Annotated in this window: 12 protein-coding genes and 2 pseudogenes; 8 read left to right on the forward strand and 6 right to left on the reverse strand. The window is 69.1% G+C overall.

The window, feature by feature from the left end; translation table 11 throughout:
* Positions 1 to 108: 108 nt before the first annotated feature.
* Positions 109 to 1,626 (forward strand): PucR family transcriptional regulator, encoded by a 1,518-nt coding sequence (locus J7E89_RS03370; RefSeq protein WP_214968085.1) that lies wholly within the window; start codon positions 109 to 111, stop codon positions 1,624 to 1,626.
* Positions 1,627 to 1,829: 203 nt separating this feature from the next.
* Positions 1,830 to 2,162: a hypothetical protein gene (locus J7E89_RS03375; RefSeq protein ID WP_374196779.1), complete on the forward strand. Its 333-nt coding sequence runs from the start codon at positions 1,830 to 1,832 to the stop codon at positions 2,160 to 2,162.
* 65 nt (positions 2,163 to 2,227) lie between these two features.
* Here J7E89_RS03375 and J7E89_RS03380 read toward each other — a convergent pair whose 3' ends face one another.
* Positions 2,228 to 2,977, reverse strand: coding sequence for a hypothetical protein (locus J7E89_RS03380; RefSeq protein WP_214968087.1), 750 nt, complete (start codon positions 2,975 to 2,977; stop codon positions 2,228 to 2,230).
* A gap of 666 nt (positions 2,978 to 3,643) precedes the next feature.
* Here J7E89_RS03380 and J7E89_RS03385 point away from each other — a divergent pair.
* Positions 3,644 to 3,955, forward strand: coding sequence for a hypothetical protein (locus J7E89_RS03385; protein ID WP_214968089.1), 312 nt, complete (start codon positions 3,644 to 3,646; stop codon positions 3,953 to 3,955).
* Positions 3,956 to 4,026: 71 nt separating this feature from the next.
* Here the strand turns inward: J7E89_RS03385 and J7E89_RS03390 are convergent, their stop codons facing one another.
* Positions 4,027 to 4,449, reverse strand: coding sequence for an ATP-binding protein (locus J7E89_RS03390; protein WP_214968091.1), 423 nt, complete (start codon positions 4,447 to 4,449; stop codon positions 4,027 to 4,029).
* Positions 4,450 to 4,622: 173 nt separating this feature from the next.
* Here J7E89_RS03390 and J7E89_RS03395 point away from each other — a divergent pair, with 173 nt between their 5' ends.
* Both J7E89_RS03395 and glpK read left to right on the forward strand, forming a co-directional pair.
* Positions 4,623 to 5,390, forward strand: a complete 768-nt coding sequence (locus J7E89_RS03395) for an IclR family transcriptional regulator (protein WP_214968093.1) — start codon at positions 4,623 to 4,625, stop codon at positions 5,388 to 5,390.
* Positions 5,391 to 5,431: 41 nt separating this feature from the next.
* Positions 5,432 to 6,946 (forward strand): glycerol kinase GlpK, encoded by a 1,515-nt coding sequence (gene glpK, locus J7E89_RS03400; protein WP_214968096.1) that lies wholly within the window; start codon positions 5,432 to 5,434, stop codon positions 6,944 to 6,946.
* Positions 6,947 to 7,257: 311 nt separating this feature from the next.
* Here the strand turns inward: glpK and J7E89_RS42275 are convergent.
* The 4 genes and pseudogenes from J7E89_RS42275 to J7E89_RS03410 form a co-directional block, all read right to left on the reverse strand.
* Positions 7,258 to 7,655 (reverse strand): annotated as a pseudogene (locus J7E89_RS42275) (alpha/beta hydrolase); the annotation flags it as partial.
* Complete coding sequence (locus J7E89_RS42280) at positions 7,594 to 8,622, reverse strand: AraC family transcriptional regulator (protein ID WP_214968099.1); 1,029 nt, start codon at positions 8,620 to 8,622, stop codon at positions 7,594 to 7,596. The gene J7E89_RS42280 and the pseudogene J7E89_RS42275, both read right to left, overlap by 62 nt.
* Positions 8,623 to 8,700: 78 nt before the next feature.
* Complete coding sequence (locus tag J7E89_RS40540; RefSeq protein ID WP_251060024.1) at positions 8,701 to 9,015, reverse strand: alpha/beta fold hydrolase; 315 nt, start codon at positions 9,013 to 9,015, stop codon at positions 8,701 to 8,703.
* Positions 8,982 to 9,551, reverse strand: coding sequence for an alpha/beta fold hydrolase (locus J7E89_RS03410; RefSeq protein WP_251060025.1), 570 nt, complete (start codon positions 9,549 to 9,551; stop codon positions 8,982 to 8,984). Before J7E89_RS03410 ends, J7E89_RS40540 begins: the two co-directional genes overlap by 34 nt.
* A gap of 1,290 nt (positions 9,552 to 10,841) precedes the next feature.
* Here J7E89_RS03410 and J7E89_RS03415 point away from each other — a divergent pair.
* From J7E89_RS03415 to J7E89_RS40545, 3 genes and pseudogenes are all read left to right on the forward strand, one after another.
* Complete coding sequence (locus J7E89_RS03415) at positions 10,842 to 11,195, forward strand: hypothetical protein (RefSeq protein WP_214968101.1); 354 nt, start codon at positions 10,842 to 10,844, stop codon at positions 11,193 to 11,195.
* Positions 11,192 to 11,761 (forward strand): TetR/AcrR family transcriptional regulator, encoded by a 570-nt coding sequence (locus J7E89_RS03420; RefSeq protein ID WP_214968103.1) that lies wholly within the window; start codon positions 11,192 to 11,194, stop codon positions 11,759 to 11,761. The genes J7E89_RS03415 and J7E89_RS03420 overlap by 4 nt, the downstream gene beginning before the upstream one ends.
* Before the next feature lie 174 nt (positions 11,762 to 11,935).
* A pseudogene (locus tag J7E89_RS40545) lies at positions 11,936 to 12,431 on the forward strand (IS5 family transposase); the annotation flags it as partial.

Genomic DNA, 12,431 nt, shown 5'->3' on the forward strand with positions numbered 1-12,431 from the left:
CGGAAACGGAGGCCCTGAGTGTGCGGTCAACGGCAGCCAGGCGGCAATTGTGCATCGCTCAAATTCGCCCCCTTCCTTTGTGGGGCGCCACGATGCAGCATGTACGCGATGACAGAACCGACAGCCGCCCTCCGGGTTCACGACCTCGTACGTTCCCCCGCCCTCCAGCTCTGTGTGCTGGCCGGTCGGGAAGGTCTGCACCGGGCCGTGTCATGGGCGCACGTGAGCGAGCTGGAGGATCCCTCCCCGTGGCTCCTCGGCGCGGAGCTGATCATGACGACGGGTATCGCGGTTCCCCGGACCGCCGTCCGGCAGCGCGCGTACGTCGAGCGGCTGGCCGACGCCGGCGTGTCCGCACTCGCCCTCTCCGCCCACCTGCACGTCCCGCCGCTGCGGCAGGAGTTCCTGGCCACGGCGGACGAACGGTCCCTTCCGGTACTGGAGTTGCCCTTGCAGGTGCCCTTCATCGCCGTGGCCCAGGAGGTGGCCGCCGCCCTGCAGGCCGGCGCCCGGCGGCAACTGGGCACCCAGTTGCAGGTTTTCGGCGCCCTGCGCTGGCTGGCAGCCGAGGAGCTCACCGCCGCGGAACTCTTCCACAGGCTGGAGCGGCTGTCCGGCTACTCGCTCTACCTGTGCACGCCCGCGGGCGGCCCCCTGCTGCCCGGCGTGCCCGTACCCGCCGCGCGGCATGCGGCGCTGCTGCCCGACTCGGCGGACCCGGCCCCGGCCGTTCCCGGTGGCTACGTACTGCCCGTACCCGCGCCCGGCAGGCCCGCGGGATACCTGCTGGCGCTCGAACGGCAGGGCGACCGGCGAGGCGAGGGCGTGGAACCGGCCGGCCTCGGCGTCGTCCAGCACATAGCGACCGTCGCGGCACTGCAGGTGTCCATGGTGCGTCACGAGCGCGAGACGCTTCGCCGCCAGGGGGCGGAGACGCTCGCGGAACTCCTCCAGGACGTCCTGGACCCGGACACCGCCCGCCGCCATCTCTTCCGGCTGGGGTTCGCCGCCGATGCGGCCGCCCTCCTCGCGGTCCTCGACGGAGGGGACGACGGACCGCTCGACGACGCCGCGGTGGTGCAGGCCCTGGACCACTCAGCCGTTCCCCATCTGGTGCTGCGCCGCCGCGATGGGCTGTACGTGCTCCTCGCCGACTCCCCCGGGGCCCGCTCCGCCCTCACAGCCGTACCCCGCACCAGAGCCGGCGTCTCACGCCCCTTCACTCCTGGCGCCGCCCTGGGACTCGCCCGCCGCGAAGCCGTTCTGGCGCTCCGGCGAGCGGGTGCCTCGGGCGAATCCATGGTGGTGTTCAGCGACGACATGACGGAACGCTGGCTGCACGACGACCCGTCCGTCCTGCACGGGCTGGTGGACCAGGTGCTCGGCGCGGCGTTGCGGTACGACACCGCTCACGGCAGCGCGCTGGTCCTCTCGGCGCTGACCTGGCTGGAGCGGGACCGGTCCACCGAGGAGGCGGCGCGCACACTCCACATCCACCCCAACACGCTGCTCTACCGGCTGCGCCGGTTCGCCGGGCTGAGCGGCAAGAACCTGTCGTCGACAGCCGACCTCACCGAGGTGTGGCTCGCGCTACGGGCGGCCCACCTGTGCGGCCGACTGCCCTGACACACGACCACTCCTCGACACTTGGTCGACGTGGTGGAAGTATCAGGTGCTTCGCTTCCGACTGGCTGTGCGACCGGCTGTGACCGGATGTTGGGGGGACGCCTCATGACAGCGCGACAACCACCGCCCCCAAGAGCCATGGTGCTCGGTTTCGTCAGCGCACTCGGCACCGCGAGCGCAACGTTGCGGAGGCCCTGCCTCAGCTGGAGCGTTTGGAGGACATGCTCGCGCTCGCGCACTTGGGGCGGATCAGTCGCAGAGGCCAGGTCGGCGAGTACGAGTACGTGGTACACGGAGTGGGATGTCGGCTGGTTGGACCGGACGGGGCTGAGGTCGACGTGGACTTCGTCGACGGCACGGAGGCATTCGACTTCTGGAGACTTCGCCGCTACGGGGAGAGCCTGTCGCCACCTACTGCCCCTCCGCCTGAGGAGCTCCTGGCGGCGATCAGCAGCCTCACCCCTCTGATAACCGAGGTGCGGCCGGGATGGTTCGCGGTGTCCGGTCGTTCTGTCGCCACGGTCATCCAGGGCTGACCCGGACATCAAGTCGGCCATGTGAAGCGTCGTAGTCGCCCGTACGGGCCGACTACGACGCTCAGTCATGCGTCCGGCAGGAGGAGCCAGACCTCGGAGAAGGCCAGGCCGTGCTCATGGGTCACTACCCCACACGGGCAGCCCAGCGTGATCAGACGCCAGTCGCAGGTCACCGTCCACGGGCCGGCCGTACCCCCACACCCCGGGCAGCCGACGGTCTCGGCCGTCCACACCCCGGTGGCGGGCCTACCGTGGCGCCGGAACCGGCCCGCATGCGGGACCTGCCAGCGCAGGGCCGGGGGTGTGAGCGGGACGGTCCCGGGCGGGCACGTCGCGGCCAGGGTGGTGAACAGTGCGATCAGATCGGGGAGCAGGGCCTCGCCCGCTTCGGTCGGCGCCACCGCCACGCCGTCCGATGGCCTCGACGCAGCCCCGTATCTCGGGGCCGCCGCCGCGGCCGGTGGGTTCGGGTTGGCGTGCCAGGGCAGAAGGGCACGAGCGACGGCGGCCAGGAGAGCAGCGGTGGGCGGGCTGACGGCGCCCGCGTCGAGGTGGTGCAGGGTGGTGCGCAGGATGCGTTGGAGCCGCCGGTCCCGGTCCGTGGCCGGCGTCCGTGCCGTCGTGGCCCGCTGGGTCGGGAGTGGGGCGGTGAGGCGGGCCAGGACGGCCGCCGCTGCCTCGGCGTCCGACGAGGCGGGACGCCACTCCCCAGAGGTTAGGAGCTGCCGGGCCCGCCCGGATTCTCGGGTGAGGGCGCGCGTCAGCAGCGGATGGGCGCCGGAGGCTGCCACATGGGTGTCGTGTCCGCTCGTCATGGCACCCCCGTCTCTCTGTACCGCCGTGCCCGTCGCGCTGTATCCACGCGGCCGCCGTGCCGGTGGAGATTCCATCACACGGATGGATTGGGCCTCGCGGAGACATCGTCGGTTCGCGTCAGCACAGATCAGACGAAGAGTGGCCATCTGGATGCTCGGACTGGCCACGAGCTGGCCACCCACTAGACCGCGCTCGCCATGCGGCTTGGCACCGCGTAACAGGCCACCCCCCGCCGCTACTTCCACATCCCGAAGGGGCCTCACGAACGGCGACGCCCAGATACGCGTCGACCTGCTGCTCCACAAGGCGGGCGGCCACCGGGGTTCGACGAGGACCGCTACAAGAAGCGCAACACCGTCGAACGGACTCGTCATCTGGCTTCGCACGTGATCGGTCGCACAGCTGCTCGGTCAAACGTTCTTGAAACGCAGGCCCTCTCCTCCCGCTACGGTCTCCGGGTGACCGAACTCGGACCTTGCACGCCACCCGCGAGGCCTACGACGCCATCGCCCCCACCTACGCGCAGCAGTTCCACGACCCCGTGCGCGACCGTCCTTTGGAGCGCGCCCTCCTGAGTGCCTTCGCGGAGCTGGTGCGGACGAAAGGCGACGGCGGGGGTCGCGGAGGTTGGCTGCCGGACCGGGCCCGACGTAGCTGCGCCGGTCGTGGAAGCCGACGACTGGGGCTCCTTCGGCGAGCAGGCCGCCCAGGGTATGCCGGACGGCCAGCCGCCAGGCCCGGGCGGCGCCCGGGTCCGTACGGCGCAGGGACTCTATGTCGTCGGGGAGGTCGACGAGGACGGTGTCCGCGTCGGTCGGGCCGACCACGGGGCGGCCGTCATGGTTACGGACGCCCTGGGCAGCTCGGCCGGGCAGATCGAGCGGGCCGGCCTCGTCGCCGGTCACGGTCAGGTCCCAGGCGGTCAGGACGCGGTCGGAGTCGTCGCCACCGTTGATCGCGTCGTCCTGGCGCCGTAAAAGGACTTCAGGTATTCCTCGGGGCGGGCACCGAGCTTGACGAGGTTGAAGTGGGGGAACGGGCCGTCTGCCTACGCTGCGTCGAGATCCGCCCAGCGAGTGATCCCGTCGGGGTGGATCCGTATGCCGCATCGGGTCGACAGGGCACTGACAATGGCGATTCCCCGGCCGTGCTCGTCCGGGTCCGGCGTGGTGCCCCCATCGGCCGGGAGCGAGGGGCCCGCGTCGGTCACTTCTACGCGGAGCGTTCCGCGGTCGTCGAGGCGGATCCACAACAACCGCAGCGTCGCCGGCGGCAGGGCGTGGACGAGCGCATTGGTCAGCAGCTCCGACACCACGACGAGCGCGTCCATGGTGTCCCCCGGGGACAGGCCCCACTCGGCGAATACGGTGCGGAGTCGTCCGCGTACGGCAGGTACGGCGCCCGGGGCATGAGGCACAGCGCAGACGTGACCGACCGTCGCGGAGCCGACGGTGTTGAGCTGAGCGGCCATCTGCCCTCCTTGATGAGTGGTGCCGACGGATGCTGGGCCACCACGCACGCTATGTAGCGATAAAGGGCGGGTCAATGAACTGCGGTCGGCATTACCGAACGCCAGGCGAGGCGGGGGAGAAAATACCGCATTCTGCCCCATGTGGGCCGGTGAAGGCGACCTAGAATCGCGGTATGGCCGGTCCCGTCCAGTCGATCGAACGGGCGGCGGCGATTCTCCGTCTGCTCGCCGGCGGTCCTCGTCGGCTCGGGCTGGGCGAGGTCGCCGCGTCGCTGGGGCTCGCGAAGGGCACCACCCACGGCATTCTGCGCACCCTCCAGCACGTGGATTTCGTGGAGCAGGACGCGGCGACGGGAAAGTACCAACTCGGGGCGGCGTTGCTGCACCTCGGCACCAGCTACCTGGACGTCAACGAGCTGCGGTCGCGATCCATCAACTGGGCCGACGCCCTGGCCGCCCGCAGCGGCGGGGCGGTGCGCCTGGGAGCCCCTCTGGAGGGCAAGGTGCTCATCATCCACCATGTTTTCCGGCCGGACGACACGCTTCAGACCCTCGACGTGGGCGCGCTGCTGCCTCTTCACGCCTCCTCGCTCGGCAAGGTCCTGCTGGCGTTCGGCACGGCGAACGTGGAGTCTGCGCTCGACGCCGGTCTGGAGGCGTACACCCGGCACACCCTGGTCGACCCTGAGGAGCTGACCCGGGCGCTCGCCGAGATCCGGGAGAACGGGTGGGCCGCCGAAGTCCAGGAGATGAGCATGGGCGACGCCGGTGTCGCCGCGCCGATCAGGGCGCACGGCGGCCTCTCGGTGGGCGCCATCGGCGTGTCCGGCCCGGTCGAGCGGATCTGTGATGCCACGGGTCGGCCCCAACCGAAGCTGCTCATCCTGCTCCGTGACGCAGCCCGGGCCATCTCACGAGACCTGGGAGCTGCCCGCTGGTAGCTCCCCACGCTTCTCTACGCATCGGAAAGGCGGTCCGGATCATGGTCGGACGGTATGTGATGTCCATTGACCAGGGCACCACCTCCACCCGTTGCATCCTGTTCGACCACGGCGGGCGGTTGGTTTCGGTCGCGCAGCGCGAGCACCAGCAGTATTTCCCGAGGCCCGGCTGGGTAGAGCACGACGCCCTGGAGATCTGGCGCAATCTGCGACGCATCGTGCCCGAGGCCCTTTCCGGCGCCGGCGTCGCCGTCGAAGCGGTCTCTGCCCTGGGCATCGCGAACCAGCGCGAGACGACAGTGCTCTGGGACCGGCTGACCGGCACACCGCTGGGCAGAGCGATCGTCTGGCAGGACACCCGCACCGCTCCGCTCGTCGAGGACCTGAGGAATCACCCCGGCGACGACTTCTTCATGGAGCGCTGCGGTCTGCCGCCCTCGACCTACTTCTCCGCGCCTCGGATCCGCTGGCTGTTCGACCACGTGGCCGGTCTGGAACGGCGGGCCAGGGACGGCGAGGTGCTGTTCGGCACGATGGAGACCTGGCTGATCTGGAACCTGACCGGCGGCACGGCGGGTGGCCGTCACATCACCGATGTGACCAACGCCAGCCGCACGATGCTCATGAACATGCGCACGCTCCAATGGGACGAGGAACTGCTGGAGTTCTTCGGGGTTCCGCGCGTGATCCTGCCCGAGATCCGGTCCTCGGCGGAAAGGTACGGTGAGGATCGCACGGTGCTCCCGGGCATGCCCATCACGGCCGCGCTCGGCGATCAGCAGGCCGCACTCTTCGGGCAGACCTGCTTCTCCCCGGGCGAGGCGAAGTGCACGTACGGGACCGGCAGCTTCCTGATGCTCAACACCGGGACCGACGTCGTTCGGTCCCGGAACGGACTGCTCACCACCGTTGCGTACAAGATCGGCGATCAGCCCGCGGTCTACGCGCTCGAAGGTCCGATCGCCGTCACCGGGGCACTGGTCCAGTGGTTCCGCGACCGTCTGGAACTGATCAGCAGCGCACCTGGCATCGAAACCCTTGCGCGCACCGTGGAGGACAACGGCGGCTGCTACATCGTCCCGGCGTTCTCCGGTCTCTTCGCACCCCACTGGCGTAGCGACGCACGTGGCGTGATCGTCGGCCTCACCTCGTACGTCACCAAGGGACACCTGGCCAGGGCCGCGCTGGAAGCCACCGGCTGGCAGACGCGCGAGGTCGTCGACGCCATGAACGCCGACTCCTCGCTCACTCTCAAAGAGCTCAAGGTCGACGGTGGCATGACATCGGACAACCTCCTCATGCAGATCCTGGCCGATGTCCTCAACGTGCCGGTGGTGCGGCCCATGGCCGCCGAGACCGTCTCGCTGGGCGCCGCCTACGCCGCCGGGCTGGCCGCCGGCTACTGGACGGACCTGGAAGTCCTGCGGCGCAACTGGCACCGAGCGGCCCAATGGCTGCCCGACATGGACCCCGTGCGACGAGCGTCGGAATACGACAACTGGCAACGGGCCGTCGAGCGATCCCTGGGGTGGATAAGACGGCCGGAAGGCCCATGATGCGCAGACCGGGCGGGCCTTACCCGGCCCGTCGGCATCGCCGGCTGCTCTCGACCGGTCACGGCTCGCGCTGGCCACCCCGGCTGGCGGCGCTCCCGTGCGAGGTGGTCTGGGCGACGACATGGATGATGGATGGCTGACGCGACGAATGCATCGCCCCCGCATCGGTTTGCCGCAGCTGCCGGTGGTGGTCTGGCCGGAGCCGTCCGACATCGATGACCAGGACGAGCGGAACGGACTGCACTGGAAGCCCCGGCGACCTGCTTGGGCTCAGGCAGAGTGACGGCGTGAGAGGCGTCCGGAAGCTCGACAACGACAGCCCCGGCCCGTTGAGCGCCGAAGCGCTGCACCTCGGGGTTGATCGCGCGGTCAGCCCCGGCCACCAGGGCCCAGGACGGCTTCGCTGCCACGCAGCCGCGGAGGCTGTCTCGGTGAAGACAGCAGCGGCGAGTGGGCGTTGGGCCGCTGCCAGAACCCTGGCGACGTCCTCGGCCACATCTGCGGCGAAGACGGAGGGGAAAGCTGCCTCGTCGATGGTGACCTCGACAGCGGAGTCACCATCCAGGAGCGGGTACAAGCACTCCTTCAGGTTGCTCGCCAGTGGGGAGTCGGGGAAGCACCCCCGCAGCTCGCCGAGGCTCTCGCCCTCATGCGGTACGTACGCAGCTACGTAGACGAGCCCGACGACGTTCTCCGCGGCACCGGCCACGGTGATCAGCGCACCGCCGTAGGAGTGACCGACGAGTACGACGGGGCCGCCAATCTGGGACGGAAGCGACGTAGGCTGCGTCGGAGGCGAGGCCGCGCAGTGGGTTCGGCGGCGCCATCACCGGGATGCCGCGGCTCTGCAGTTCCGAGATGACGGCTATCCAGGCTGCCGCGTCGGCGAAGGCACCGCGCACGAGGACAGTACGGCTGAAGTGCGAGGGGCTGCTGAAGCCCCAGCGGTGTGCCACCGCTGCCACGGTGAAACTCCGGTTGGACCGGCCCGGTTCGATCCTGCAGGACTCGAGCCTGCGTCGCCGCACCCATTGGCTCACCGTGATGCCGTCGCTCTGAAAGAGCTTGTGCAGGTACCGGACGGAAATGTGGTGGGCGCGTGCGATCGATTCCGGTGAGAGGTCCGGGTCCATCAGATGCTCTTCGATGAAGGCCCGGATCCGGGACAGCGTTTCGTTGCCGACCCTCGACGCGTCGGCCGGCTCGTCTGCCGTGTCCGTTTCAAGGAGCTCCATGACCAATACGGAGAGGAGGTGAACGGCCGTCCGGGCGAGCCGGTCCCCGATCGTGGACCGGCGGAACTCCGCCTTGACGGCGAGCGCGGACAGGAAGTCCGACACGAGCGCCCCCAGCCCCTCGCCGCCGCGCACGGGGACACCCACCACCTGCTTCAGTTCCGAGTCCGTAACTCCCAGATAGCAGCGGGGTATCCGAAAAAAGATCATCTGGCAGTCGTCGCCGAACCGCAGCAGGTGACGCCGGGCCGGGTCACAGAAGACCAGGTCGTTCGGCTCCAGGGGACTCTTGGTCCCCTCGCGGAGGCTCGTGACCGACCCGCGGACATGCATGCCGAGATAAAGGAAATTTCCGCCCCCCTCGCCCGGCATTTCGGAAAGAATCTGAACAAGCCACTCGGAATCCGTTTCAGGCGCAGGTGACATCATTGATTGGGTCATGGGAACTCCAAACCGTACGGTTCTTCGTTGTCGGGCGCAGCCGCTCGTACGGGCGTCGGCGTGTTCGCGGAGGCCGGGCTAGGCCCGCGTACCTGGTTCCTCGGCCAGGAACTTCTCCACCACCGCATTGAAGGCCGCCGGGTTTTCGAGGAAGGGGAAATGCGAGCTCGCCACGTCGGAGGTGAAGACGTGAAGTCGCGCATCGGGAATCTGCTTGGCGATGAAGCGCTGTGAATCGGGGTGCACATGGCTTCCCTCGCAGCCGATCACCAGGGTTGGCACATCGATCCTGGGAAGTACGTCGCGCCAGTCCTGCGCGCAGTGGTCGAACAGCAGAGGTACGCCGGCGTGCGCAGGTGTCAAGGTGATCTGCTCGGCGACGAAGGCGAGCATCTCCGGGTCGGGCTCGCCGGAGAACATGCCACGCACGAAGTCAGCACGCACCTTGTCGCCCCCGGCGCCGCGAGCGCGGCGCCCAGGGCGAGAAGCTCCGACACGTCGAAGATGGCGCCCGAGTCCTGTTGCTCCTGCTTGGTCATCCAGGGAACAGCGGCGACGGCCGCCGGCTGGTCGACGGCGACGAAGCGCCGGATCCGCCCGGTGCCGTACTGGTCGATGAAGCTCCACCACACCGAGACGCCCATGGACCAACCCAGCGCGTCGAACCGCCCCAGTCGGAGATGGTCGACGAGTTCGAGCACGTCGCGGGCCAGGCGAGCGATGCGATAGCCGTGATGCGGCTTGCCGGACAGCCCGTGGCCGCGCAGGTCGACGGTGACGACGCGGCGCCCGGGGGACAGATTCGCGACCTGGTGGCGGAACATCGCCTGTGTCTGGCCCCAGCCGTGCAGCATGACCAGGGGAACGCCCTCGCCACCGCTGTCTCGGTACGCGATCCGTGTTCCATCAGTAGCGATCAGTTCCCTCATGTCCTCTTCCCTGTTCACGGGCCGGCCGTCCCGCCCGCCTCGTCCCACACATCTTCGGATGCGGCGCGTAGCCGCCACCACCGCGTGCTGTAGGAATCGGGCGGGAGATCATTCTCGCTTCGTCGAAGCGGTGAGAGGTGGCCACCAGACCGAGCCGGGATCACGCACCCACGTCGTCGCCCGTGGTGAGGAGTTCCCGGAGGTCACTTCCACCATGATGAACACGACCACACACCGAGCCCCCATGTAGTCGGCCCTGACCTTTACCCAGTCGGGCTCAGCTGACGGAATGTGCTGTGGACGACAGGAGCTGGTCACCGCGCTTCTTCGCGCCTCCATGCCGCGCCGCCGACTGTGCGTGGCACACTCAAAAGCGGTCGGTGCGGTGCGGGGGCCCGGTGGTCCTGACGGTGTACGCGGACCGTGCCGGGCGGCTGTGGCGGATCGCGGAGATGTGCGCGCGCTGCGCGGCCGTCATCCCTGACTGCCGTGTGCTGGACACTGCTGCGCCCCCACTCCGCCCCGCCCCGGGCAGGGCCGCGGCCGGTCAAGAATTGGCGGGGCCCCTGGGGGCAGAGCGGCTGCCCGCAGACGGCACGGGCACGGATTGTGCGGCCGTGTTCTCCGACCACGCCTCCTCCCCCGCCTTCCCTTCGGCCGACACTTCCATTTCCCTGCCCGCCGGGCCGGCTCCGGTGCCCCCGCCCGAACCGCCGCAACGCCGCGACGGCTGCAGCGGTGGGGGGAGAATCGCGCAGCGGACCGTGCCTCACGACCTTGAGCCCGAGGCGCTCCGTGTGGAACTCATCGAGCTCGGCGACGCGTTCCGCGCCTATCAACAGAGCACCGAACCCAACCTCGTCCTCCTCGCCCGACTCCACGAGCGAAAGGCGCGCATTCGCCCTGTGAGCCGAAGTCACCGGCGACACCTCCCTGCGCCACGAGGCTAAACGCTCCGAGAATGCTGCACAGACCACCCGTGACATGCACGCCAACCGTGTCGGACGACTAGGTCTTCAGGCTGCGAAGCCGTGTTCGCAGGCGGTACGTTCGCGACTGACCAGCGGTTGGCTTCCTTCCCGGCACCGGTGAGGATGTGGGAGCGGGTCGCTTTGTACCCGGTGATGATGACGGGCTTGGTGGCGGGGGCGTCGTCGAGGCCGACGCGGCGTCAATGCCAACCCGTACACCATTGCAGACGGGCCAACCCCCTACACCATTGAACACGGCCGGGCCCAGCGCCGCGCACTGCGCGATGCCGCCAAGCGCGCCGGGCGTGACCCGGACGAGGTGAAGATGTTCGCCGGCCTCATGCCGATCATCGCTTCCCCCCGCCGGGCCGCCCTCGACCGGCGACGCTTTCTGGACGAGTCCGTCAATCTGCGCCAGCGCGTCCGCTACCTCGGCGCCATGATCGGCCTGCCGCTCGGTTACGACCAGATCGACGAGCCACTGACCGCGCGCCGGCTCGCCGACACCATATCCAGCCCGCACGACCCGCGCTCCGCCCCCGCCCTTCAGGTGGTCCGGGAAGGCTGGACCCTGCGCGACGTCATCGCCCACGAGTTCTTTCTCCTCGCCCGGCCACAACCTGAAACCGATCGGTTTTCATTTTGTCCGGATCGAGTTAACCTCGCAGTATGACCACCGAAGCGAAGCCAAGTACTAGAGAGCGGCTGCTGGAGGCGGCGGCCACGCTCACCTACCGAGACGGTGTCGGCATCGGCGTCGAGGCGCTGTGCAAGGCGGCTGGGGTGTCGAAGCGCTCTCTGTACCAGCTGTTCGAGAGCAAGGACGAACTGCTGGCAGCGAGCCTGGAGGAGCGCGCCTCCACCTTCGTGGCCGGGCTCCTGCCCGCAGCGGACGATGGCCGTTCAGCCCGCGAGCGGATCCTGCACGTCTTCGAGCAGGTGGAGTTGCAGGCGGGTGCGCCCGAGTTCCGAGGCTGCCGGTATTTGGCTGTGCAGATCGAGCTCAAGGATCAGAGCCACCCTGCGAGCCGGGTGGCACACCGGATCAAGGGGAACCTGACGGTCTTTTTCCGTTCCGAGGCCGAACAGGGCGGGGCGAGCGATCCCGACCTGCTGGCCCGGCAGCTCAGCCTGGTCTTCGACGGCGCCAGCGCCCGCGCGGGGATCCAGGCCGACAACCTGGCCGGGCTCGTCGCACCCACTGTGGCCGCCCTGCTCGATGCGGCAGACATGCGCTGACGCATCCCTTTTCGAGCAGGCTCGGTGACCGGTGCGCTCTCCGGGTCGATGCCCGTCTCCGGCAGCCGGAGCAGCTCCCATGGCCTCACGCCCTTGCTCCCCGGCAGGCGGAGGGAAGCCCGATGGCCTTAGAGGTCCTACCAGGAGCCGTTGACGGTGTGACTGTCGGCTCGGATGTTCGTTGGTCTGTACGTGGGGAAGAGGGATGCGCGACCATGGATCGTTTCGGACGAACTGTGGTTGCTGATCGAGCCGTTGCTGCCGGAGCCGGGTCCGACGCTGGTTGTTGGTCGGCCGCGGGTGCCGGACGGCAGGCGCTCTGCGGGATCCTGTTCGTGCTGCGCACCGGGATCCAGTGGGAGTACCTGCCGCAGGAGCTGAGCTTCGAGTCGGGGATGACCTGCTGGCGGCGCCTGGCCGCGTGGAAAGAGGCCGGCGTGTGGGACCGGCTCCACGCTGTCCTGCTGAGGAAGCTAAGGGCGGCAAGGCAGCTGGACTGGTCCCGGGCGGTGATCGACTCCAGCCACATGAGGGCCGCTCGGCGGGGCCCACAAGCGGACCGAACCCGGTCGACCGCGCACGGCCGGGCAGCAAGCACCACGTCCTCGTCGACGGCCAAGGCATCCCGCTCGCCGTGTCGCTGACCGGTGGGAACCGCAATGACATCACT

Source organism: Streptomyces sp. ISL-100 (assembly GCF_018614615.1).
In the GTDB taxonomy this organism is placed as follows: domain Bacteria; phylum Actinomycetota; class Actinomycetes; order Streptomycetales; family Streptomycetaceae; genus Streptomyces.

Excerpts from the sequence above, each read along its gene's own strand:
- J7E89_RS03370 (WP_214968085.1), top strand. The coding sequence starts at position 109 with ATGACAGAACCGACAGCCGCCCTCCGGGTTCACGACCTCGTACGTTCC.
- J7E89_RS03380 (WP_214968087.1), bottom strand. The coding sequence starts at position 2,977 with ATGACGAGCGGACACGACACCCATGTGGCAGCCTCCGGCGCCCATCCG.
- J7E89_RS03390 (WP_214968091.1), bottom strand. The coding sequence starts at position 4,449 with ATGGCCGCTCAGCTCAACACCGTCGGCTCCGCGACGGTCGGTCACGTC.
- J7E89_RS03395 (WP_214968093.1), top strand. The coding sequence starts at position 4,623 with ATGGCCGGTCCCGTCCAGTCGATCGAACGGGCGGCGGCGATTCTCCGT.
- glpK (WP_214968096.1), top strand. The coding sequence starts at position 5,432 with ATGGTCGGACGGTATGTGATGTCCATTGACCAGGGCACCACCTCCACC.
- J7E89_RS42280 (WP_214968099.1), bottom strand. The coding sequence starts at position 8,622 with ATGACCCAATCAATGATGTCACCTGCGCCTGAAACGGATTCCGAGTGG.
- J7E89_RS40540 (WP_251060024.1), bottom strand. The coding sequence starts at position 9,015 with ATGCTCGCCTTCGTCGCCGAGCAGATCACCTTGACACCTGCGCACGCC.
- J7E89_RS03410 (WP_251060025.1), bottom strand. The coding sequence starts at position 9,551 with ATGAGGGAACTGATCGCTACTGATGGAACACGGATCGCGTACCGAGAC.
- J7E89_RS03420 (WP_214968103.1), top strand. The coding sequence starts at position 11,192 with ATGACCACCGAAGCGAAGCCAAGTACTAGAGAGCGGCTGCTGGAGGCG.